The 22,941-nt window shown below is 66.9% G+C and carries 22 protein-coding genes; 12 read left to right on the top strand and 10 right to left on the bottom strand.

The features are described from left to right. Positions 1-77: 77 nt before the first annotated feature. Positions 78-1,103, bottom strand: a complete 1,026-nt coding sequence (locus tag PCA10_RS25695; protein ID WP_016495012.1) for a DUF1338 domain-containing protein — start codon at positions 1,101-1,103, stop codon at positions 78-80. 225 nt (positions 1,104-1,328) lie between these two features. After that, positions 1,329-2,228, bottom strand: a complete 900-nt coding sequence (locus PCA10_RS25690) for a LysR family transcriptional regulator (protein WP_016495011.1) — start codon at positions 2,226-2,228, stop codon at positions 1,329-1,331. 136 nt (positions 2,229-2,364) lie between these two features. Between PCA10_RS25690 and amaB the strand changes: the two genes are divergently transcribed. The 8 genes from amaB to lhpI all read left to right on the top strand — a co-directional run bounded on the left by amaB (position 2,365) and on the right by lhpI (position 11,704). Beyond that, a complete protein-coding gene (amaB, locus tag PCA10_RS25685) occupies positions 2,365-3,855 on the top strand; it encodes an L-piperidine-6-carboxylate dehydrogenase (RefSeq protein WP_016495010.1) in 1,491 nt (496 codons plus the stop codon). A gap of 29 nt (positions 3,856-3,884) precedes the next feature. Next, on the top strand, positions 3,885-5,168 hold the full coding sequence (gene amaA / locus PCA10_RS25680; protein ID WP_016495009.1) for an L-pipecolate oxidase: 1,284 nt from the start codon (positions 3,885-3,887) through the stop codon (positions 5,166-5,168). 355 nt (positions 5,169-5,523) lie between these two features. After that, the gene (locus PCA10_RS25675; protein ID WP_016495008.1) at positions 5,524-6,645 is read left to right on the top strand and encodes a branched-chain amino acid ABC transporter substrate-binding protein; all 1,122 of its coding nucleotides are present in this window, start codon (positions 5,524-5,526) and stop codon (positions 6,643-6,645) included. 231 nt (positions 6,646-6,876) lie between these two features. After that, positions 6,877-7,791: an ABC transporter permease subunit gene (locus PCA10_RS25670; protein ID WP_016495007.1), complete on the top strand. Its 915-nt coding sequence runs from the start codon at positions 6,877-6,879 to the stop codon at positions 7,789-7,791. A gap of 2 nt (positions 7,792-7,793) precedes the next feature. Further along, positions 7,794-9,080, top strand: a complete 1,287-nt coding sequence (gene livM, locus PCA10_RS25665; RefSeq protein ID WP_016495006.1) for a high-affinity branched-chain amino acid ABC transporter permease LivM — start codon at positions 7,794-7,796, stop codon at positions 9,078-9,080. Next, complete coding sequence (locus PCA10_RS25660) at positions 9,077-9,952, top strand: ABC transporter ATP-binding protein (RefSeq protein ID WP_016495005.1); 876 nt, start codon at positions 9,077-9,079, stop codon at positions 9,950-9,952. The genes livM and PCA10_RS25660 overlap by 4 nt, the downstream gene beginning before the upstream one ends. Continuing rightward, positions 9,949-10,665, top strand: coding sequence for an ABC transporter ATP-binding protein (locus PCA10_RS25655; RefSeq protein WP_016495004.1), 717 nt, complete (start codon positions 9,949-9,951; stop codon positions 10,663-10,665). The genes PCA10_RS25660 and PCA10_RS25655 overlap by 4 nt, the downstream gene beginning before the upstream one ends. Before the next feature lie 100 nt (positions 10,666-10,765). Next, positions 10,766-11,704, top strand: a complete 939-nt coding sequence (lhpI, locus tag PCA10_RS25650) for a bifunctional Delta(1)-pyrroline-2-carboxylate/Delta(1)-piperideine-2-carboxylate reductase (protein ID WP_016495003.1) — start codon at positions 10,766-10,768, stop codon at positions 11,702-11,704. A 102-nt stretch (positions 11,705-11,806) separates the two neighbouring features. Here the strand turns inward: lhpI and PCA10_RS25645 are convergent, their stop codons facing one another. Continuing rightward, positions 11,807-12,130: a putative quinol monooxygenase gene (locus tag PCA10_RS25645; RefSeq protein WP_016495002.1), complete on the bottom strand. Its 324-nt coding sequence runs from the start codon at positions 12,128-12,130 to the stop codon at positions 11,807-11,809. 433 nt (positions 12,131-12,563) lie between these two features. Here PCA10_RS25645 and PCA10_RS25640 point away from each other — a divergent pair, with 433 nt between their 5' ends. Both PCA10_RS25640 and PCA10_RS25635 read left to right on the top strand, forming a co-directional pair. Then, the gene (locus PCA10_RS25640) at positions 12,564-13,328 is read left to right on the top strand and encodes an SDR family oxidoreductase (RefSeq protein ID WP_016495001.1); all 765 of its coding nucleotides are present in this window, start codon (positions 12,564-12,566) and stop codon (positions 13,326-13,328) included. A gap of 31 nt (positions 13,329-13,359) precedes the next feature. Further along, complete coding sequence (locus tag PCA10_RS25635) at positions 13,360-14,064, top strand: GntR family transcriptional regulator (protein ID WP_016495000.1); 705 nt, start codon at positions 13,360-13,362, stop codon at positions 14,062-14,064. Positions 14,065-14,068: 4 nt separating this feature from the next. On the opposite strand, the gene PCA10_RS25630 is transcribed toward PCA10_RS25635, so the two are convergent. Both PCA10_RS25630 and PCA10_RS25625 read right to left on the bottom strand, forming a co-directional pair. Then, the gene (locus PCA10_RS25630; protein WP_016494999.1) at positions 14,069-15,016 is read right to left on the bottom strand and encodes a PDR/VanB family oxidoreductase; all 948 of its coding nucleotides are present in this window, start codon (positions 15,014-15,016) and stop codon (positions 14,069-14,071) included. A 49-nt stretch (positions 15,017-15,065) separates the two neighbouring features. Next, positions 15,066-16,121 carry an aromatic ring-hydroxylating oxygenase subunit alpha gene (locus PCA10_RS25625; protein WP_016494998.1) on the bottom strand — a complete coding sequence of 352 codons (1,056 nt, stop codon included), beginning with the start codon at positions 16,119-16,121 and terminating at the stop codon, positions 15,066-15,068. 393 nt (positions 16,122-16,514) lie between these two features. Here PCA10_RS25625 and PCA10_RS25620 point away from each other — a divergent pair, with 393 nt between their 5' ends. After that, a complete protein-coding gene (locus tag PCA10_RS25620; protein ID WP_041770451.1) occupies positions 16,515-17,843 on the top strand; it encodes an MFS transporter in 1,329 nt (442 codons plus the stop codon). Between the two features lie 136 nt (positions 17,844-17,979). Then, positions 17,980-19,167, top strand: coding sequence for an OprD family porin (locus PCA10_RS25615; RefSeq protein ID WP_394296633.1), 1,188 nt, complete (start codon positions 17,980-17,982; stop codon positions 19,165-19,167). A gap of 7 nt (positions 19,168-19,174) precedes the next feature. Here the strand turns inward: PCA10_RS25615 and PCA10_RS25610 are convergent, their stop codons facing one another. From PCA10_RS25610 to ureE, 5 genes are all read right to left on the bottom strand, one after another. After that, positions 19,175-20,089 (bottom strand): glycerophosphodiester phosphodiesterase, encoded by a 915-nt coding sequence (locus tag PCA10_RS25610; protein ID WP_016494995.1) that lies wholly within the window; start codon positions 20,087-20,089, stop codon positions 19,175-19,177. A 235-nt stretch (positions 20,090-20,324) separates the two neighbouring features. Next, positions 20,325-20,897, bottom strand: coding sequence for a HupE/UreJ family protein (locus tag PCA10_RS25605; RefSeq protein WP_016494994.1), 573 nt, complete (start codon positions 20,895-20,897; stop codon positions 20,325-20,327). A gap of 90 nt (positions 20,898-20,987) precedes the next feature. Next, positions 20,988-21,599: an urease accessory protein UreG gene (gene ureG, locus PCA10_RS25600; protein ID WP_016494993.1), complete on the bottom strand. Its 612-nt coding sequence runs from the start codon at positions 21,597-21,599 to the stop codon at positions 20,988-20,990. Between the two features lie 14 nt (positions 21,600-21,613). After that, positions 21,614-22,288, bottom strand: a complete 675-nt coding sequence (locus PCA10_RS25595; RefSeq protein ID WP_016494992.1) for an urease accessory protein UreF — start codon at positions 22,286-22,288, stop codon at positions 21,614-21,616. Next, positions 22,285-22,785, bottom strand: a complete 501-nt coding sequence (ureE, locus tag PCA10_RS25590; RefSeq protein ID WP_016494991.1) for an urease accessory protein UreE — start codon at positions 22,783-22,785, stop codon at positions 22,285-22,287. The genes PCA10_RS25595 and ureE overlap by 4 nt, the downstream gene beginning before the upstream one ends. Positions 22,786-22,941 lie beyond the last annotated feature (156 nt).

Below are 22,941 nucleotides of genomic sequence, written 5' to 3'. Positions count from 1 at the left end.
GATTTCAATCGCGATTGGCCTGCGCAGCAGGCCCTGGCAGGGCGGACCTGCGGCCCGTTTCGCGAATGAATTCGCTCCTACAGGTTTCCACCCGAGGTCATCTTGAAGATGCCCTGGGCGTTGGAACTGTCGAAGTTCAAGTCCAGCTCGCGGCTGTCCGGATCGATGTCGCGCTGGATGAACTCGACGAAGGAGCCCGGCACCTCGCGCTGCACCGCGCAGCCGCTGGAGTCGACGAAATCCCTTTGCACCTGCACCGCGCGGTAGGCGGTCTGCATCACCCGGCCGGACGCCGAGACCTCGATGCTGGCCTTCATCGGCCGGCCCTTGGCGTTCTGTTCGTCCACCACCGCCTGCAGGTCGACGACCCGGTCGGTGAGGTGGTTGAACATGTTGCCCTCGGTGGCGATCCAGGCCATCTCCACGCTTTCATCGCGCAGCAGCTGGTAGTCGCTTTCGTGGACAACGCCGTGCTGGCGGTCGAAGGCGCGGTAGAGCGCCGGCAGCAGGTGCCGGGCGTCGCTCAGGCTGCAATGGCGCTGGCGCCAGAGGCTATCGAGGATGGCCTTGTGGCTGGCATCCAGCGGGTCGCGGCTGTCGCCCACGACGCGGCTGACCGCCTGCTGGAAGGCTTCACTGAAACGCCCCGGGTGCAGCTCGGAAACGAAGAACTGGGCGATGTCCTCGGGCAGGTCCATCTGCCGGTAGGCGTAACCGGTCATCTTCAGCCTGGTCAGCGGATAGGTGCGCACATCGGCGAAGCCCAGTGGTTCCAGCAGGCGGGCGAAGGCCTGGCGGCCACGGGGCAGGGCGCCGTTGTCCGGCCAGTCGACGGTGCGGATGGCGCCGTGGTCGAACAGCACCTGGCGGCCCTTGGCGCGTTGCTCCTCGACATAGGTGCGGCCGATGGGCACCGCTTCCACCAGCTTGTGGAACAGGCAGAGGTTGAGCGCCTCGGCCAGCCAGGCGCGGTGCACCAGGGTTTCGCTGAAGGGCAGGGCCTGGAGGGCGGCGGGGACTTCCACATGGGTGTCGACCCAGCGGGCGGCGGGCTCGCCGATCACGCTGGCGACCAGGGCAAGCAGGCGTTCGTTGGCGGACATTCGGGGCATTCCGGGCTGACGGGGATCTGTTGCCTATCCAAGCAGCCCGCCGCCTTGCGGGCAAACGAAAAAAACCGGCGGGTTCATTCCGTTTTTTCCTGAACATATGGCGTGGTAATGCCAGCGTTGTAGGAGCGAATTCATTCGCGATACGGACCCACGGACCGCTCCGCGGCCCTTCGCGAATGAATTCGCTCCTACAGGAAGCAGATCGCAGTCCCCTGGTTACAGTGGTTCTCGGTCCAATTGTTCGAGCATCCAGCGCACGAAGTCGCGCACCTTGGGCACCTCGGCGGCGTGCTCGGGGTAGGCCAGGTAGTAGGCATTGCGGCTGGGCAACGGGTGGTCCCAGGGGATCACCAGCTTGCCTTCGGCCAGTTCTTCCTCCACCAGGAAGCGCGGCAGCAGGGCCACGCCGCAGCCGGCCTGGGCGGCGCGGATGCACATGTAGGAGGTGTCGAAACGTGGCCCGTGGTAGCTGTGCTCGGTGTGCCGGCCCTGGCTCTGGAACCACTCGTGCCAGGCTTCCGGGCGGGTGGCGTTCTGCAGCAGCACCAGGTCGGTGAGCTGGGTGGGTTCGCTGAAGGGCCGCTCGGGCATCGCCCCCGGGGCACACACCGGCACCACTTCCTCGCCGAACAGGCGGATGCATTCGGCGCCGGGCTGGGCGCCCTGGCCGAAGTAGAAGGCCACGTCGCTGCGGCCCTGGGCCAGGGCGTTGGGCTCCAGCTCGTTGCGCAGGTCCAGGTGGATGTTCGGGTGGCGCAGGCGCCAGCCCTTCAGGCGCGGGATCAGCCAGCGCGCGCCGAAGGTGGGCGGGGTGGCCACCCGCAGCACCTCGGTGTCGCCGCCATAGGACAGCATGTAGTGGGTGGACATCTCCACCTGGGCGAGGATCTTGCGCACCTCGGTGAGGTACAGCGAACCCGCCGGGGTCAGCTGCAGGCGGCGGCGCACGCGTCGGAACAGCAGGTGCTGGAGCAGCTCCTCCAGTTGCGCCACCTGCTTGCTCACCGCGCTCTGGGTCAGCGCGAGCTCTTCGGAGGCGCGGGTGAAACTGAGGTGCCGGGCCACCGCTTCGAAGCATTGCAGGGCGGTGATCGAGGGCATGTGGCGCTTGAGCATCGGGATTTCTCGTGGGCGATCCGCATCATGAATAATCGGAATGATATGTGTCGGAAAGGTCGTTTGTTGGCAAGCCCTTTTCACGGCTATTACTGGGGGCCTCACGATCTGCCCGATTGAAGAAACAGGAGTTCCCATGGTTGCCGCACTGCTCGATCGCCTCGGTGTCGATCCGTCCCTCTACCAGCAAGGCGATCACGCCGTGCATTCGCCCATCGATGGCAGTCGCATCGGCCGCGTGCGCCTGGAGAGCCGCGCCGAGGTGGAAGCGAAGATCACCCGCGCCGCCGAAGCCTTCCAGGCCTGGCGCAAGGTGCCGGCGCCGCGTCGCGGCGAACTGATCCGCCTGTACGGCGAAGCGCTGCGCCAGTACAAGGCCGAGCTGGGCGAACTGGTGTCCTGGGAAGCCGGCAAGATCACCCAGGAAGGCCTGGGCGAAGTGCAGGAAATGATCGACATCTGCGACTTCGCCGTCGGCCTGTCGCGCCAGCTCTACGGCCTGACCATCGCCTCCGAGCGCCCCGGCCATCACATGCGCGAGACCTGGCATCCGTTGGGTGTGGTCGGCGTCATCAGCGCATTCAACTTCCCGGTCGCGGTGTGGAGCTGGAACACCGCGCTGGCGCTGGTATGCGGCAACCCGGTGGTGTGGAAGCCCTCGGAAAAGACTCCGCTCACGGCCCTGGCCTGCCAGGCCCTGTTCGAGCGCGTGGCGAAGAACTTCAGCGAGGCCCCGGCCCACCTCAGCCAGGTGGTGATCGGCGCCCGCGACGCCGGTGAAGCCCTGGTGGACGACCCGCGCGTGGCCCTGGTCAGCGCCACCGGCAGCACCCGCATGGGACGCGAGGTCGCCCCCCGGGTGGCGGCGCGCTTCGCCCGCAGCGTGCTGGAACTGGGCGGCAACAACGCCATGATCCTCGCCCCCAGCGCCGACCTCGACCTGGCGGTGCGTGCCATCCTCTTCAGCGCCGTCGGCACCGCCGGCCAGCGCTGCACCACCCTGCGCCGGCTGATCGCCCACGAATCGGTCAAGGCCGAGATCGTCGAGCGCCTCCAGGCGGCCTACGCCAAGGTGCGCATCGGCCACCCGCTGGAAGGCAACCTGATCGGCCCGCTGATCGACAAGCAGAGCTACGAGGGCATGCAGCGCGCCCTGGAACAGGCCCGCGCCGAGGGCGGCAAGGTCTTCGGCGGCGAACGCCAACTGGCCGAGCGCTACCCCGACGCCTACTACGTGTCCCCCGCCATCGTGGAGATGCCGGGCCAGAGCGCCGTGGTCTGCCATGAAACCTTCGCGCCCATCCTCTACGTGGTCGGCTACCGCGATTTCGCCGACGCCGTCGCCCTCAACAACGCCGTGCCCCAGGGGCTGTCGTCCTGCGTGTTCACCACCGATGTCCGCGAAGCCGAGCTGTTCCAGTCAGCGGTCGGCAGCGACTGCGGCATCGCCAACGTCAACATCGGCCCGAGCGGCGCGGAGATCGGCGGCGCCTTCGGTGGCGAGAAGGAAACCGGCGGTGGCCGCGAGTCCGGCTCCGATGCCTGGAAGGCCTACATGCGCCGCCAGACCAACACAGTGAACTACTCCCACGAATTGCCGCTGGCCCAGGGCATTACTTTCGATTGATCGGGCACCCGCCCTAAGGATCGGCATCCATGACCCTGCGCCAGGAATGCCTCTGGGAACATCTGACGCCGCAACTGCCGGAAAGCCCCGTGCTGCACGGCGAGGTCCGGGCGGACGTGTGCGTGATCGGGGCCGGGTTCACCGGCCTCTCCGCCGCGCTGCACCTGCTGGAGGCGGGCAAGCGCGTCTGCCTGCTGGAAGCCCATACCGCCGGCCATGGCGGTTCGGGGCGCAATGTCGGCCTCGTCAACGCTGGCATGTGGATCCCGCCGGACGAGATCGAAGCGGGCCTCGGCCGCACGGTCGGCGAACGCCTCAACCGCACCCTGGGGGCGGCGCCGTCACTGGTGTTCTCCCTGGTGGACCGCTACGACATCGATTGCCAGCTGCGTCGCGAAGGCACCCTGCACATGGCCCACAACGCCCGTGGCCAGGCCGACCTCGCCAGCCGCTGCGCACAGTGGCAGCGTCGTGGCGCGCCGGTGGAACTGCTGACCGGCGATGCCTGCCGCGAGGCCACCGGCACCGACAAGATCGCCGCCGCGCTGCTCGATCGCCGCGCCGGCACCCTCAACCCCATGGGCTACACCCGCGGCCTGGCCCGCGCGGTGAAGTACCTCGGCGGGCAATTCTTCGAGCACACCAAGGTGCTGCGCCTGGAGCGCCAGGGCGCCAACTGGTGCGTGGTCACCGAACACGGTGCGGCCATCGCGCCGCAAGTGGTGATCGCCTCCAACGCCTACACCGAAGGCGAGTGGACGGAGTTGCGGCGCAACTTCTTCCCCGGTTTCTACTACCAGGTGGCCTCGAAGCCGCTCAGCGGTGAGGCCGCCGCGCGCATCCTGCCGGGCGGCCAGGGTTCCTGGGATACCCGCCAGGTGCTCAGCAGCATCCGCCGCGACGCCGATGGCCGCTTGCTGCTCGGCAGCCTGGGCAACGGCGCCCGCAAGCCGGACTGGTTCCTGCGTGCCTGGGCCGACCGTATCCAGAGCCACTACTTCCCCTACGTCGGCAAGCTGGACTGGGAATTCACCTGGACCGGCTGCATCGACTTCACCCCCGACCACCTGATGCGTCTCTACGAACCGGCGCCCGGCCTGCTCGCCTTCACCGGCTACAACGGCCGTGGCGTGACCACCGGCAGCGTGGTGGGCAAGGCCTTCGCCGACTACCTGCAAAGTGGCGACGCGAACAGCCTGCCGATGCCATTTCAGCCAATGCGGGCGGTTTCGGCGGTTGGACTTCGAAGTTCGCTATACGAAGCGGGTTTTTCGCTGTATCACGCAGGACAGTGTTTGCGCGTCGTGATTTAGCTCGCAAAAAAGTTGTCATGCACAGCTTTGAGGCAAGGGGCTGTTTCTTGCAGGATGGGGGAGTCTGAACCGGGCATTAACAGTGCGAAGTGGGAAAATTCGCGCACCAGTGATGTGCAAATAAGTACCGTGAGTCTATTGTTACCGCACGTGCTGGCATACTGCTGTCGTGCGGCTTCCAGACGCGTCTGAAGGTTTTCCGGCGCTATTTGGAAGTTGTTGATTCATAAGAATAAAAATAAAAAACAAAGGAGGTGGGATAAGCCTTTCAGGGCGCGGAGCAACTACAAGAATTAATGGCACGCCACTTGCTGAACATGAGCGCTAACCCTAAAAACCTCAGGAGCAAAACTCCATGTCGCAGAAGATTTTCAGAAAAGGCTTTCTGGCTCTGGCGGTTACCACCGCGCTGAGCATTTCTTCCGTTGTAGAGGCTGACATCGTCATTGGTGTCGCCGGTCCGCACACCGGCGCCAACGCATCCTTCGGCGAACAATATTGGCGCGGCGCCACCCAGGCGGCCGACGACATCAACGCCGCCGGTGGCGTCAACGGCGAGAAGATCAAGCTGGTCAAGGCCGACGACGCCTGCGAACCGAAGCAGGCCGTATCCGTCGCCAACCGCCTGGTGGACCAGGACAAGGCCATCGGCGTGGTCGGGCACTTCTGCTCCTCCTCCACCATCCCGGCGTCCGAGGTCTACGACGAAGCCGGCATCATCGCCATCACCCCCGGTTCCACCAACCCGCAGGTGACCGAGCGCGGCCTCTCCGGCATGTTCCGCATGTGCGGCCGTGACGACCAGCAGGGCATCGTCGCCGGCGACTACATCGTCGACGTACTGAAGGCCAAGAAGGTCGCCATCATCCACGACAAGGACACCTACGGTCAGGGCCTGGCCGACGCCACCAAGGCGCAACTGGCCAAGCGCGGCGTGAAGGAAGTCCTGTACGAAGGCCTGACCCGTGGTGAGAAGGACTTCAACGCCCTGGTCACCAAGATTCGCGCCTCGGGCGCCGAAGTCGTCTACTTCGGTGGCCTGCACCCGGAAGCCGGCCCGCTGGTTCGCCAGATGCGCGAGCAGGGCCTGACCGCCAAGTTCCTCTCCGGCGACGGCATCGTCACCGACGAACTGGTCACCACCGCTGGCGGCCCGCAGTACACCAAGGGCGTACTGATGACCTTCGGCGCCGACCCGCGCAAGATCGAGGACGGCAAGGCCGTGATCGAGAAGTTCCGCGCCGCGGGCTTCGAGCCGGAAGGCTACACCCTCTACGCCTACGCCTCCCTCCAGGCCCTGGCTGCCGCCTTCGCTGGCGCTGGCGCCAACGACCCGGCCAAGGCTTCCGAATGGCTGAAGAGCCATCCGGTACAGACCGTGATGGGCAAGAAGGAATGGGACGGCAAGGGCGACCTGAAAGTCTCCGACTACGTGATCTACGAGTGGGATGACGCAGGTAAATATCACCAGCAGTAAGTTGCGGGCAGGATCGCTAGCGCGATCCTGATCCGACACTGGTTATTGCTCGGCTGACTGGCCTGGCGCCATCCGCGCCTGGCCGGTCGGTGTATTCCGGGAAACTGCTGAAGTCCTTCTCTGCTTGACTCGGGCGATTGCCCGATCCGGTAATTCAGTGGTGCCCGTCTGATTCCACTCGCGGGGGCTTGGCCGAACCCAAGGCGGTCCTCCAAAAGACGAGAAAGAGTGATGGACGGTATTATCCTGCAACAGCTGATCAACGGGCTGACCCTCGGGTCCGTCTACGGTCTGATCGCCATCGGCTACACCATGGTTTACGGCATCATCGGCATGATCAACTTCGCCCATGGCGAGGTGTACATGATCTCCGCCTACATCGCCGCGATCACCCTGGCCATCCTGGCCTTCTTCGGACTCGAATCCTTCCCGCTGCTGATCCTCGGCACCTTGCTGTTCACCATCGCGGTGACCGGCGTCTACGGTTTCGTGATCGAGCGCATCGCCTACAAGCCGCTGCGCAACTCCACCCGCCTGGCGCCGCTGATCTCCGCCATCGGCATGTCGCTGATCCTGCAGAACTACGTGCAGCTGAGCCAGGGCGCGCGCCAGCAAGGCGTACCCACCCTGCTCGACGGCGCGCTGAAGTTCCATATCGGCGAGGGCTTCGTGCAGCTCACCTACACCAAGGTGTTCATCCTGGTGGCAGCCTTCCTCGGCATGGCGGTGCTGACCTACGTGATCCAGCGCACCAAGCTCGGCCGCATGTGCCGCGCCACCCAGCAGGACCGCAAGATGGCGTCGATCCTCGGGATCAACACCGACCGGGTGATCTCCTACGTGTTCGTCATCGGCGCCGCCATGGCCGCCCTGGCCGGCGTGCTGATCACCATGAACTACGGCACCTTCGACTTCTATGCCGGCTTCATCATCGGCATCAAGGCCTTCACCGCAGCGGTGCTCGGCGGCATCGGCTCGCTGCCCGGCGCCATGCTCGGCGGCATCATCCTCGGCATCGCCGAGGCGCAGTTCTCCGGCATGGTCAACACCGACTACAAGGACGTGTTCAGCTTCTCCCTGCTGGTCCTGATCCTGATCTTCCGTCCCCAGGGCCTGCTGGGCCGTCCGCACGTCGCCAAGGTGTAAGCATGACTTCTGCCATCGCCAGGAAACCCCTGGATATCAAGAAGAGCCTGATCGACGCCGTCGTCGCCGGTCTGCTCGCCCTCATCGTCTTCGGCCCCATCATGGGCGTGGTGCTCGACGGCTACAGCTTCAACCTGGAGTTCGGCCGTGTCGGCGTGATGATCGCCGTGGTCATGGTCGGTCGCTTCTTCCTCAGCCTCTACCTGCAGACCCCGCGCGGCGAAGTGCTGATGCAGCGCTTCGAGACCACCGGTTCCGGCGTGCACGTGCGCGACCCCGACCACAAGAGCCGGCTGCGCTGGATCCTCCCGGTGCTGATCGTGGCCGCGGTGATCTTCCCGTTCTTCGCCAGCAAGTACCTGCTCACCGTGGTCATCCTCGGCCTGATCTACGTGTTGCTGGGCCTGGGCCTGAACATAGTGGTGGGCCTCGCCGGCCTGCTCGACCTCGGCTACGTGGCCTTCTACGCCATCGGCGCCTACGGCCTGGCGCTGGGCTACGAGCACCTGGGTCTCGGCTTCTGGTCCGCCTTGCCATTGTCCGCCCTCGCCGCGGCACTGGCCGGCGCGTTGCTGGGCTTCCCGGTGCTGCGCATGCATGGTGACTACCTGGCCATCGTGACCCTGGGCTTCGGCGAGATCATCCGCCTGGTGCTGAACAACTGGCTGAGCTTCACCGGCGGCCCGAACGGCATGTCGGTGCCGTCGCCCACTTTCCTCGGCCTGGAGTTCGGCCGCCGGGCGAAGGACGGCGGGGTGCCCATCCACGAGTTCCTGGGCTTCGCCTACAACCCCAACCTGAAGTTCCTGTTCATCTACGTGGTGCTCTTCCTGGTGGTGCTGCTGGTGCTCTACATCAAGCACCGTCTCACCCGCATGCCGGTGGGCCGCGCCTGGGAAGCGCTGCGCGAGGATGAGATCGCCTGCCGCGCCATGGGCCTGAACCATGTGCTGGTGAAGCTCTCGGCGTTCATGCTGGGCGCCTCCACCGCGGGCCTGGCGGGCGTCTTCTTCGCCAGCTACCAGGGCTTCGTCAACCCGTCGTCCTTCACCTTCTTCGAGTCGGCGCTGATCCTCGCCATCGTCGTGCTCGGGGGCATGGGTTCCACCGTCGGGGTGGTCATCGCCGCCTTCGTCCTCACCGTCGCGCCGGAGCTGCTGCGCACCTTCGCCGACTACCGTGTGCTGCTGTTCGGCGTGCTCATGGTGGTGATGATGATCTGGCGCCCGCGTGGGCTGATCCGTATCAGCCGCGCCGGCTTCACCCCGCGTAAAGGAGTTGCCCCATGAGCGACGAAAACATCCTCAGCGTCGAGCACCTGATGATGCACTTCGGCGGCATCAAGGCGCTCAACGATGTCAGCCTGAAGATCAAGCGCGGCTCGATTTCCGCGCTGATCGGCCCCAACGGTGCCGGCAAGACCACGGTGTTCAACTGCCTGACCGGCTTCTACAAGGCCACCGGCGGACGCATCCATCTCAACACCCGTGACACCACCACGGACATCATCAAGGTGCTGGGCGAGCCGTTCGAGCCCACCGACTTCGTCAAACCGGCGCAGTTCGCCAGCCGCCTGCGCTACAAGATGTTCGGCGGCACCCACCTGGTGAACCGGGCGGGGCTGGCGCGCACCTTCCAGAACATCCGCCTGTTCCGGGAAATGTCGGTGGTGGAGAACCTGCTGGTGGCCCAGCACATGTGGGTCAACCGCAACCTGCTGGCCGGGGTGTTCAACACGCCGGGCTTCCGCAAGTCCGAGGACGACGCCCTGAACCATGCCTTCTACTGGCTGGAAGTGGTGGACCTGGTGGACTGCGCCAACCGCCTGGCCGGCGAGCTTTCCTACGGCCAGCAGCGCCGATTGGAGATCGCCCGCGCCATGTGCACCCGGCCGCAGCTGATCTGCCTCGACGAACCCGCCGCCGGCCTCAACCCGGCCGAAACCGAAGCGCTCAGCCGGATCATCCGCAAGCTGCGCGACGAACACGATCAGACCGTGGTGCTGATCGAACACGACATGGGCATGGTAATGAGCATTTCCGACCACATCGTGGTGCTGGACCACGGCGAAGTGATCGCCGAAGGCACCCCCCACGATATCCGCCACGATCCCAAGGTGATCGCCGCCTACCTCGGCGCCGAAGAGGAGGAAGTGGCATGAGTGCGCCGATCCTGGAGTTCAAGGATGTCGACGTGTTCTACGGGCCGATCCAGGCCCTGCGAAAGGTCAGCCTGCACATCAACGAAGGTGAGACGGTGAGCCTGATCGGCGCCAACGGCGCCGGCAAGTCGACCCTGCTGATGTCCATCTTCGGCCAGCCCCGCGCGGCGAACGGCGCCATCGTCTACCGGGGTACCGACATCACCCACAAGTCGGCGCACTTCGTCGCCTCCAACGGCGTTGCCCAGTCGCCGGAAGGGCGCCGGGTGTTCCCCGACATGAGCGTGGAGGAGAACCTGCTGATGGGCACCATTCCCGTCGGCATGGACCATGTGGACGAAGACATGCAGCGCATGTTCGAGCTCTTCCCGCGCCTCAAGGAGCGGCGCAACCAGCGCGCCATGACCATGTCCGGCGGCGAGCAGCAGATGCTCGCCATCGCCCGTGCGCTGATGAGCCGGCCCAAGCTGCTGCTGCTCGACGAACCTTCCCTGGGCCTGGCGCCCATCGTGGTCAAGCAGATCTTCCAGACCCTCAAGGAACTGGCGCAGACCGGCATGACCATCTTCCTCGTCGAGCAGAACGCCAACCACGCGCTCAAGCTCTCCGACCGCGCCTACGTGATGGTCACCGGGGAAATCCGCATGAGCGGCACGGGCGAGGAGCTGCTGGGCAACCAGGACGTGCGCAACGCCTACCTCGGCGGCCACTGACCCTAACCTCAGTGCCCGGCCCCTCCGGGAGAGGGGCCGGGGCGGGCCGCGTTCGGATGAGGGTGGTTTGCCCGCCCTCGGTCCGGCCAAGGAGACCTCTATGCAAAGCATTCGCTTCTTCACCAACGCCGATGTCGCCGCCGCCCTGGCTTATCCACAGCTCATCGAGGCCCTGCGCAAAGGCCTGGCCAAGCCCGCCGAGGCGCCGGTGCGTGCCTCCCACGCCCTGCCGGAGGACGCCTCGCTGCTGTGCATGCCGGTGTGGCAGAAAGGCCAGGGCGTCGGGGTGAAACTGGTCACCGTGTTCCCCCGCAACGGCGAGAAGGGCCTGCCCTCGGTCGCCGCCCTGTTCACCCTGTTCGACGACGCCACCGGCCGGCCCCTGGCGGTGCTGGAGGCCTCCGAACTCACCGCCCGCCGCACCGCCTGCACCTCGGCCCTGGCCGCCAGCGCCCTGGTGCGCCACGACGCCAGCCGCCTGCTGGTGGTGGGTACCGGCACCCTGGCCGCGCACATGGTCCGCGCCCACTGCGTGGTGCGCCCGTACCAGCGTGTGGATATCTGGGGGCGCAATCCGGACAAGGCCGCCGAGCTGGTGGCCAGGCTCAAAGCCGAAGGCTATCCGGTGCAGGTCGCCGCCGACCTGCAGACCTGCGCCCAGCAGGCCGACTGCATCAGCTGCGTCACCACGTCCACCTCGCCACTGATCCTGGGCGACTGGCTGCGGCCGGGTACCCACCTCGACCTGGTGGGCGCCTTCCTGCCGAACATGCGGGAGACCGACAGCGCCGCCGTGGCCCGCTCGCGCATCGTCGTCGACACCCGCGCCGGTGCCTTGGAGGAAGCCGGCGACCTGCTGCTGGCCATCGCCGACGGCGCCATCACCGAGCAGAGCATCCACGTCGAACTCGCGGACCTGCTGCACGGCAAGGGCCATCGCCAGACCAACAGCGAGATCACCCTGTTCAAGTCCGTAGGTCATGCGCTGGAGGACTTGATCGCCGCGCAGGTGCTGCTGGCCGGTGCCGAGGCTGGTTGAGGGCCTCTCGTTGTAGGGGCGAATTCATTCGCCAAGGACAAAGGAGTTGTCCCACCGGGCCGAAAGGCAGCCCTTCGGCCTGCATGGCGAATAAATTCGCCCCTACAGGGCTTCGTCCTCGTCATCGGCAGGCAACTTCGCCGCCAGCACTTCCAGCCGCTCGATCTGTGGCGGCTCGCTGAACAGCTCACCGGCGTGCTCCATCAGCGCGGCGGCCACCTTGCCGGCCATGTGCGCCTGCAAGCCCATTTCGCTGTCGAAGGCATCGAAGATGCCGAAACTCTGTGGTCCCAGGCGCAGGGCGAACCAGGCGGTGGTGTCGGGCTCTTCCTGCACCAGCGGCAGTCCGCCGCGAAGAAAGTCTTCCACCTCGGCGACTTTTCCCGGCTTGGCTTCGAGGCGTACCAGCAAGGCGACTTTGACCATGGCCCGATCTCCTCTGTAGGTGGACAGGCAAGTCTAGGCCCACCGAAACGGCAACCGGGCCCGTTGGTCCGGCGCGGCCAGGACGGCTACCCACAAAAACTGTGCAGCAAGCTGTGGATAACTTGGTGGCAGCTGCCGCCAGGCGCCGTCCAGCGCCCCGTTCGGCTGGTTGGTCAAAAAATGATCGATATGTATTTCCCACGCAGAAACAGTGGGTTGGCTCAGCTGCCCGCTCGTCAGCTGGTTCGGAGGAGTTGTCCCCGCAGGCTGTGCGCAAAGCTGTGGATAAGCTTGGGAATAACCGCTGCAGGGCAGTCGCTGCGGGGCCTGTATGGCGCTGGCGCTTTTTTCGCCAGGAGTTCGCCCCCGTGGATGGCGTAACCTATGCCGGTTTATTCGCATTGGGCCCGTGCCCCACCGCAAGGAGAACAGCATGACTTCCACCCTTTTCATCACTGGCGCCACCTCCGGATTCGGCGAAGCCTGCGCACGCCGCTTCGCCCAGGCCGGCTGGTCGCTGGTGCTGACCGGCCGCCGCGCCGCGCGCCTGCAAGCGCTCAAGGACGAACTCTCGGCCCTGACCGATGTGCACACCCTGGAGCTGGACGTGCGCGACCGCGCCGCCATGGAAGCCGCCATCGCCGGCCTGCCGGCCAAGTACGAGAAGATCCGCGGACTGATCAACAACGCCGGCTTGGCCCTGGGCGCCGACCCCGCGCCCAAGTGCAACCTGGATGACTGGGACACCATGGTCGACACCAACATCAAGGGCCTGATGTACAGCACCCGCCTGCTGCTGCCGCGCCTGATCGCCCACGGCCGCGGCGCGAGCATCGTCAACCTGGGTTCGGTGGCCGGCAACTGGCCCTATCCGGGCAGCCATGTGTACGGCGCCACCAAGGCCTTCGTCGGCCAGTTCTCGCTGAACCTGCGCAACGACCTGGTAGGCACCGGCGTGCGCGTGTCCAACATCGAGCCGGGCCTGTGCGAGAGCGAGTTCTCCCTGGTGCGCTTCGGTGGCGACCAGGCCAAGTACGACGCCACCTACGCGGGCGCCGAGGCCATCCAGCCGGAAGACATCGCCGAGACCATCTTCTGGATGATGAACCAGCCGGCCCACATCAACATCAACAGCCTGGAAATCATGCCGGTGAGCCAGACCTGGGCCGGTTTCGCCGTCAATCGCTCGGTGAAGTGATGGCGCGCGGCCCTTTCCCGGAGTCCCGTCGATGAGCAAGCCGGGCCAGCGCGTGCTGGCGGAACTGCGCAAGATGATCGCCTCCGGCGAACTGGCGGCAGGGGAGCGCATCATCGAGATCCCCACCGCCGAACGCCTGCAGGTGTCCCGCATGCCGGTGCGCATGGCGCTGCGGGAGCTGGAGCAGGAGGGGCTGCTGATCAAGTCCGGCGGCCGGGGCTATACGGTGCGCGCGGTGACCGCCGAGGACATCGCCGGGGCGGTGGAGGTGCGCGGCGTGCTGGAGGGCCTGGCGGCACGCCAGGCCGCCGAGCGCGGCATCGACGACGCGACCCGCGAGGTGTTGCAAGGCTGCCTGGACGAGGGCGACCGGTTGTTCGAGAAAGGCCATGTCCTGCTAGAGGAGCTGGAGGCCTACCACAGCCTGAACATGCGCTTCCATCGGGCGATCATCGACGCCAGCGGCAACCGCGCAATCGCCGAGGCGTTGGCGCGCAACGACCACCTGCCATTCGCCTCGGTGAGTTCGCTGGCGGTGGACCGCAACGACCTGGCCCGAGAGTTCCGCCGCTTCAACTTCGCCCACATGCAGCACCACGCCGTGTTCGATGCCCTGGTCAGCGGCCAGGGCGCGCGGGCCGAGGCGGTCATGCGCGAGCACGCCAACGCCACCCTGCGCTACGCCGAGTATTTCCTGCCGCAACGCCAGGGCGTGACCGTGCTGCAGAAAGGCTGAAGACCTAGAGGTCGAGCACCAGGCGTGGGCTGCGGGCGCGGGAGCAGCAGGGCGTGAACTGATCGTTGGCGGCCTGTTCCTCCTCGGTGAGGAACAGGTCGCGGTGCTCCGGCACGCCGTCCAGCACGCGGGTCAGGCAGGTGCCGCAGATACCCTGCTCACAGGCCACCGGCACCTCCACCCCGACCTTGCGCAGGGCCTCCACCACACTCTCCCCGGCTTCCACCCGCAGCACCTGGCCGCTGCCGGCCAACTGCACTTCGAACGCATCGGCTGCGCCCTGCGGGGTCGCCTCGGCGCTGAAGTATTCGCGGTGAAGGCGGCTCTCTTCCCAACCAAGCTCGCGGGCGCTGTCCAGCACGTGCTGCATGAACCCACCGGGACCGCAGGTGTAGAGCTGGGTGTCGCCCGGCTGGGCGGCCAGCAGGCGGCTGACGTCCAGGCGGCCCCGCGCGCCGTCGTCGAAGTGCAGCTGCACCCGTCCGGCGAAGGGGCTCCCTTCGAGGCGCGCGACGAAGGCGGCGTGCTCCTCCGAGCGGACGCAGTAGTGAAGCTGGAAATCGGCGTCGCTCGAGGCCAGCTGCTCAGCCATGCACAGCAGGGGCGTGATGCCGATACCCCCGGCCAACAGCAGGCTGCGTCCGCCGTACTCGGCCAGCGGGAACAGGTTGCGCGGTGTGCCGATGCGCAGCGCCTGGCCGGGCTGCAGCTGGTGCACGGCGTCGGAGCCTCCGCGCGAGTCGGCGCTGCGCAGCACGGCGATCTGGTAGCGATGGGTTTCCTCGGGGTGGTTGCACAGCGAGTACTGGCGCACCAGCCCGTTAGGCAGGTGCAGGTCGATGTGCGCGCCGGCGCTGAAGGCCGGCAGTGGGCCGCGGTCGGCGCGGGCGAGTTCGAGGCTGAGGATGTCCCGGGCTTCCGGGCGGATGGCGGTGATGACGACGTCGAGCACGGCGAGAGTCTCAATGGGGCCGGCCGTGGGCCGGCGATGGGCGGGCGGGTCAGGCGCTGGCGATCCGGGCGCTGGCGCCAGGGCGTTCGGCTTCGATCCGGCGCTCGAGGATGCGTCGGGCCTGGACGCCTCCGGCATCGATGTTGAGCTTGAGCAGGTTACGCTGGGGATGGCGCAGCAGGTTCTGCTGCTGCTGTTCGAGCATCTCCAGGTCTTCGGCGAAGATCTTGCCCTGGCCCTCGCGAATGGTGTCGGTGAGGGCCTGGTCGCCGGGATTGAAGTTGCGCGCCATTCCCCAGAAGTACCAGATGGAGGTCTCGCTCTCGGGGGTGATGAAGTCCACCACTATGCTGGAGGCCTTGTGCTGCGCCGGGGCGTGGTAGCCGCCGTGGCCAGCATGGGCCACGCCCACCTCGATCAGCACGTGGCTCGGCGGGGTGAAGCGGCAGATCTGCCAGCGGTCCACCGCTACGTCGTCGGCCAGGCCGTTGCCGCGCAGGGCCATGCGCCAGAAGGGTGGGGCCATGACCCCTTCCATGTGCCGCTCGGTGATCACTTCCTCGCCGTCGACGCGGGTGCTGGGGGCGGCCTCGTCGATTTCCTTCTGGCCGATGCTGGAGGCATGGACGTAGGTCTCGTGGGTCAGGTCCATCAGGTTGTCGATCATCAGGCGGTAGTCGCAGCCGATGTGGTAGAGGCCGCCACCGTAGGCCCAGTCCGGGCTCTCTGCCCATTCCAGGTGATGGATCAGCGCCGGGTCGGCCTGTTCGGCGTCACCCGGCCAGACCCAGATGAAGCCGTATCGCTCCACGGCCGGGAAGCTGCGGATCGCCGGGAAACCGCGCACGCGCTGGCCGGGCATGGCTTCGGTGCGGCCTTCGCAGCCCATGGCCAGGCCGTGGTAGCCGCAGATCAGCCGGCCGTCCTCGACGAAGCCCAGGGACAGGGGCGCGCCACGGTGCGGGCAGAAGTCCTCCAGGGCGGCCACGCGACCCTCGGCGGCGCGGTAGAAGACCATCTTCTCGCCGCAGATCTGGCGGCCGAGCGGTTTGCCCTCGATCTCGTCGGGCGTGCAGGCCACGTACCAGGCGTTCTTCGGAAACATGGGCAGTTCCTCATCATGTCTTGTGGTTGTTATTGGATCCAATCATTCGGGCCTGCCCCGCACCCTGTCAACCCGGAAAACTGAAAAATCGGTCAAAAATTAATCTGTTCGATCAGCGAACGATGAATTGTGAGGGGCGGATTTATCTACGTGAGCCGCTAGGATGCTGGGGCTTGGAGCATGTTGTGGATCCCCTGAATCAGTTCGCCTAAATCAGCTTTGGCCTGTTTTTGGATCCAATAATCTTGCAATTGCCCGGAAAGACGGCGAGGGTGGCGAAGCTCGAATAACAACAACAAGGGATCCAACCATGAAGGATTTCACCGTGCCCCGGGGCCGTGCGCCCCTGCCTGCAACACTGCTGACCATGGCCCGCCGGCCGGGGGGGGTGGCATGAGCCTCGACCCCAAAGGCGTCATAGACAACAGACCGATGCGGCGCTTCCAGTGGCTGGCCATCGGTATCTGCATCGTGCTGAACATGATCGATGGCTTCGACGTGCTGGTGATGGCGTTCACCTCGGCGTCGGTCTCCGCCGAATGGGGCCTCGGCGGGGCCCAGGTGGGCCTGCTGTTGAGCTCGGGGCTGTTCGGCATGGCCGCCGGCTCGCTGTTCATCGCGCCCTGGGCCGACCGCTTCGGCCGCCGGCCGCTGATTCTCGTCTGCCTGCTCCTGTCCGCCGCCGGCATGCTGCTCTCGGCGCTGAGCCAAAGCCCGCTCCAGCTCGCCCTGCTGCGCGGCCTCACCGGCCTCGGCGTAGGCGGCATCCTGGCCAGCAGCAACGTGATCGCCGCCGAATACGCCTCGCGGCGCTGGCGCGGCCTGGCGGTCAGCCTGCAATCCACCGGCTATGCCCTGGGCGCCACCTTCGGCGGCATGCTCGCGGTCTGGCTGATCGGCCACTGGGGCTGGCGCTCGGTGTTCCTCGCCGGCGGGCTGGCGACCCTGGCGGTGATCCCGCTGGTGCTGCTGTGGCTGCCGGAGTCGCTCGACTTCCTCATCGAGCGGCGGCCGCGCGGAGCCCTGGCCAGGGTCAACGCCCTGTGCCGGCGCCTTGGGCTGGAACCTCTGCAGGAGCTGCCGCCGGCGGTGCCCCGGACCGCAGCCGAGATGGGCGTTCGCGGGCTGTTCGCGCCGAAGGTGCGACACACCACCTTCCTGATCTGGGCGACCTTCTTCCTGGTGATGTTCGGCTTCTACTTCATCATGAGCTGGACGCCGAAGCTGCTGGTGGCTGCGGGCCTTTCCGCGCAAGAGGGGATCACCGGCGGCGTGCTGCTGAGCGTCGGCGGCATCTTCGGCGCCGCGTTGCTGGGCGGCCTGTCGGCGCGCTTCAGCCTGGCCGGCGTGCTCGGCGCCTTCATGCTGGTCACCGCCGCATTGCTGGTGGCCTTCGTCTTCGGCGCGACTTCCCTGGCCACCGCCCTGGGACTCGGGTTCTTCATCGGCCTGTTCGCCAACGGTTGCGTGGCGGGTCTCTATGCCCTGTCGCCGACCGTCTACGACGCCTCGCTGCGCGCCACGGGCGTGGGCTGGGGCATCGGCATCGGCCGCTTCGGCGCCATTCTCTCGCCCACCGTGGCCGGCGTCCTGCTCGATGCCGGCTGGCAGCCGCTGCACCTCTACGGCTTGTTTGCCGTGGTGTTCGTGGCTGCGGTCCTGGTACTGCTCGGGCTGCGTCGCAGCCAGGCCCCGGCTGTCCTGGCCACTACCAGCGCCTGACCTTCCATCGTCCGCCCCAGGCGCTTCCCAACGGTAGCGTCCGGGGCCGGCCGTCCCCAAGAAACGGAGAACAAGAACAATGATCCATCGTTCCGCGATGCCCCTTGCGCTCGCCTGCGCGGTACTGCTGCCAACCATGCCCGTCGTCGCCGAAGAGGCCGGTTTCCTCGACGGCGCTCGCACCGACCTGCTGCTGCGCAACTATGCCTTCAACCGCGACTTCCGCAGCCATGATGCGGGCAAGAGCGTGATCAACGAGTGGGCCCAGGGCTTCATCCTGAAATTCACCTCTGGCTACACGCCGGGCGCGGTCGGCCTGGGGCTCGATGGCATCGGGCTGCTCGGTGTGCGCCTGGACAGCTCGCCGGAGCACAGCGGCTCGGAGCTGTTGCCGGTGCACGACGACGGCCGCGCCGCCCAGGACTACGGGCGGGCCGGCGCGGCGTTGAAGCTGCGGGTGTCGGCCAGCGAACTGAAGGTGGGTGAGATGCTGCCCGACGTCCCGGTGCTGCGCTACGACGATGGTCGCCTGCTGCCGCAGACCTTCCAGGGCGCAGCCCTGACGTCCCGCGAGATCGATGGGCTTGGCCTCTATGCGGGGCATTACCGGGAGGTGAGCCTGCGCCACTCGGCGAACATGCAGAAGCTGTCGTCGTGGTCGGCCCCCGGCGCGGAGTCGGACGGCTTCAGCTACGCGGGCGCCGAATACCGCTTCAATGGCGAGCGTACCCTGGCCGGTGCCTGGCACGCGCAACTGGACGATATCTACCGGCAGAGCTACCTGAACCTGGTGCACAAGCAGGCGCTGGGGGGCTGGACCCTCGGCGCCAACCTGGGGTTGTTCATGGACCGCGACGAAGGCCGCGCCCTGGCCGGAGAAATCGACAGCCACACCGGGTTTGCCCTGCTCTCCGCCGGCCGCGCCGGGCACACCTTCTGGCTCGGCGTGCAGAAGGTCGGCGGCACCGGTGGCTGGCAGTCGGTGTACGGGGCGAGCGGGCGAACCATCGGCAACGACATGTACAACGGCAACTTCACCAACGCCGACGAGCGCTCGTGGCAATTGCGCCACGACTACGACTTCGCCGCGCTCGGCATTCCGGGGCTGGGCAGCATGATCCGTTACGGCCACGGCAGCAACGCCACCACCCGTTCTGGCAGTGGCGGCAGGGAGTGGGAGCGAGACCTGGAGCTGAACTACACGGTCCAGGGCGGACCGCTGAAGTTCCTCAACCTGCGCGTGAACCACGCCAGCAACCGGCGCAGCTTCGGGCCTGACTTCGACCAGACGCGCCTGATCATCAACTACCCCATCAGCCTCTAGCCCGGGGCTACTGCTCGCTCAGCGAGCTGATGCGCGTGGACCGCCCCAGCAGTTGCAGGGCGCGGTCCGGATAGTCGGTGATCACGCCGTTGGCGCCCATGTCCAGCAGGTGGCGCATGGCCGGTTGTTCGTTGATGGTCCACATCTGCACCGCCAGGCCACGTTGCAGGGCGGTGCGCATCAGGCGCTCGCTGGCGACCTGCAGGCCGCCGCTGCGTTCGGGGATCTGCAGGGCCTGGTAGGAGGGGCTGACCAGGCTGCCCAGGCCGACCCAGTTCAGCGCCACCAGCAGGCGCACCGAGGTCGGCCCAGCCGAGGTGGCGACGCCGGGGCAGACGTCGCGGAAGCGCTTCAGGCTGCGTTCGTAGAAGCTGCCCACCAGCACCCGCTGGCGCTGCTCATGCTTGTCCAGCAGGGCGCACAGCTGCTCCTCCATGCCCACGTCGGGCACCTTGATTTCCACCACCTTGGCCTGCTCCGGGAAGCGCTCCAGGACTTCGGCGAAAGTCGGGATGCGGATGCCCTGGCCACGGTAGGGGTGGCTTTCGCCGCCGTCGGCGCTCCAGCGGTAGCCGGCGTCCAGGGCCTGCAGGTCGGCCAGGGCCAGCTCGGCCACCTTGCCGTCGCCGTTGGTGGTGCGATCCACCCGCGCGTCGTGCAGCACTACCAGTTCACCGTCGCGGGTCTTGCGCAGGTCCATTTCCAGCATGTCGACCTGGAGGGCGGCGGCACGCTCGAAGGCGAACAGGGTGTTTTCCGGCCACAGGCCGCGGCCGCCGCGATGGGCAATCACCAGCGGCTTGTCGCCGAAGCCGGCGAGCACGGTCGGGCGCTCAGCCGGGCGGCTGGTCAGGGCCAGCGCCAGCAGGGCGACGACCAGGAAAAAGAGGGGGGCGAGAACGAATCGGGCAAAGCGCTTCATGTTGTTCTTATCCGTAAGACGTGGACGGGCGTGCCGAATCAAACCTGCGGACTATGACAAAGACGTGAAGGCGAGGCGAGGGGCGGATGCGCGGGATGTCGAGCTTGGGGAAAAGCCGTAGGGGCGAATTCATTCGCCAAGGGCAGCGCAGCTGCCCCCTGCTACTCCATTGGGCAGGCCTGCGGCCTGCTTGGCGATTGAAATCGCCCCTACAAGGTTATGGGATCGGCCGTGCTCAGCCCGCCAGCAGCCACACCCCGGCACCGGCCGAGGCACCACCGGCAAGGCGCACCAGGGGCGCGGCAGCCTGCGGCAGGACGCGCACCAGGCCGTAGCCAGCGGCGTGCAGGGCGGCGGTGGCGGCGACGAAGCCGGCGGCGTAGCCCCAGGGGCTGGACAGCTCCGGCAGCTCAAGGCCATGGGCGACGCCGTGGGCCAGGGCGAACAGCGCGGTCAGGCCCATGGCCAGCCACAGCGGCGGACGCACCGCCACGGCCACCAGCAGACCGAGGGCCAGTACCGAGCCGGCGATACCGGTTTCCATCAGCGGCAGTTCCGCGCCGGCGAAGCCCGCCAGGCCGCCCAGCAGCATGGTGCCGACGAAGGTCAGCGGCAGTATCCAGCGCGCGTTGCCCTGTTGCTGTGCGGCCCAGAGGCCGACGGCGAGCATGGCCAGCAGGTGGTCGAGGCCGGTGACCGGGTGGGCGAGGCCCGACAGCACCCCGGCATGGTCGTGGCCGGCGTGGGCGAAGGCCATGGCCGGCGTGAGGAACAGGGCGATGGCGAAGAGCGACTTGCGCAGGTTCATGGTGAGGCTCCTTGGTCACATGAGAGCGAGAGTGGTAGGGAACTACCCTCTCCCCCGGCCCCTCTCCCAGAGGGAGAGGGGAGGCTGAATTCAGGCTGTCAATAGGCCCTGTTTCTCGATGAAGGCGATGATCTCGTCCAGACCCTGGCCGACCTTCTGGTTGCTGAACACGAAGGGGCGCTCGCCGCGCATCTTGCGGGCGTCACGGTCCATCACGTCGAGGGAGGCGCCGACCATGGGTGCCAGGTCCACCTTGTTGATCACCAGCAGGTCCGATTTGCAGATGCCGGGGCCGCCCTTGCGCGGCAGCTTGTCGCCGGCGGAGACGTCGATCACGTAGATGGTCAGGTCGGAGAGCTCCGGGCTGAAGGTGGCGGAGAGGTTGTCGCCACCGGATTCCACCAGGATCAGGTCGAGGCCGGGGAAGCGGCGGTTGAGTTGCTCCACGGCCTCCAGGTTGATCGAGGCGTCCTCGCGGATTGCAGTGTGCGGGCAGCCGCCGGTCTCGACGCCGATGATGCGCTCCGGCGCCAGGGCCTCGTTGCGCACCAGGAACTGGGCGTCTTCCTGGGTGTAGATGTCGTTGGTCACCACGGCCAGGTTGTAGCGGTCGCGCAGGGCGCAACAGAGGGCCAGGGTGAGGGCGGTCTTGCCGGAACCGACGGGACCGCCGATGCCCACGCGCAAGGGTTGGCTGTTCATATGCTGTGCATCTCCTAGGAACGGAACAAGCGGCTGTACTGGCGCTCGTGCGCCATGCTCGCCAGGGCCAGGCCGAAGGCGGCACTGCCCCAACGGGCCGGGGGGATTTCGCGGGCCGCGTGCTGTGCCTGCTCCAGGCAGGGCAGCAGCGCGGAGGTCAGGCGCTGGGCGGCCTGCTGGCCCAGCGGCAGGGTTTTCATCAGCACCGCCAGTTGGTTTTCCAGCCAGCCCCAGAGCCAGGCGGCGAGGGCGTCCTGCGGGGCGATGGACCAGGCGCGGGCGGCCAGTGCCCAGGCCAGGGCCAGGCCGGGTTCTTCCTGCTCGGCGAGGAGTGCGCGGGCGGCGTCGTCCTGTTCGGGCAGGTCGTTCAAAAGCTGCTGCAGGGAATAGCCCATCTGCCGGCTTTCCAGCCGCGACTCGCGGGTTTCCCGGCTGGCGCGGTGCTGCTCGGCCAGGGCGTCGAGAGCGTGCCAGTCCTCCCGCGCCGCGGCCTCGCAATGGGCCAGCAGCAGGGGCGCTTCGAAGCGCGCCAGGTTGAGCAGCAGCTGATCCCTGATCCAGCGTTCGGCGCTGGCCGGGTCATGCACCAGGCCCGTGTCCACGGCCAGTTCCAGGCCCTGGGAGTAGCTGTAGCCGCCGATGGGCAACTGTGGGCTCGCCAGGCGCAGCAGCTGCCACGCCGGGTTCACTTGCGCACACCGAACTGATGCAGGCGCGGCGCGTAGTTGAAGTCGGCCTCGAGCTGGTGGGAATGGTGATGGCCACCACCGTAGGCGCCATGCTCGGGCTGGAAGCCGGCTTCGACGCTGGTCACCGAAGCGCCCAGCTGCTCGAGCATGGCCTTGAGCACATAGTCGTCGAGCAGGCGCAGCCAGCCGTCGCCGATTTGCAGGGCGACGTGGCGGTTGCCCAGGTGGTACGCGGCGCGGGTCAGCTCGAAGGCATTGGCGCAGGTCACGTGGAGCAGGGTTTCGGGACGGGCGCAGACCCGTACCACGCGGCCGTCCTGGCTGAGCAGGCAGTCGCCGTCACGCAGGGGCGGTTGGCCGCGTTCGAGAAACAGGCCGACGTCCTCGCCCTTGACCGTGAAGCAGCGCAGGCGACTCTTGCTGCGGGCTTCATAGGTCAGCAGCAGTTCTTCGTCCCAGCTGGGGCGGGGGTCTATTCGTTCGTGGATGACCAGCATCGGGTGAATCCGGCAGTGTGCAATGCCGGGTGCTGAGCAAGGCTCGCGCCAAGATGCTCGAATGCCGGTTCACGGGGCCTGGCGGCGTGTCGTGCCTGTAGATGGGGCGTCACGCCGATCCATTGCGGTGCGCCTGGCGCATTTTTGGTGCGTCGC

Origin of the sequence: Pseudomonas resinovorans NBRC 106553 (assembly GCF_000412695.1) — a bacterium.
Classification (GTDB): Bacteria; Pseudomonadota; Gammaproteobacteria; order Pseudomonadales; family Pseudomonadaceae; genus Metapseudomonas; species Metapseudomonas resinovorans_A.
This window is presented reverse-complemented; position numbering and strand designations above follow the sequence as displayed.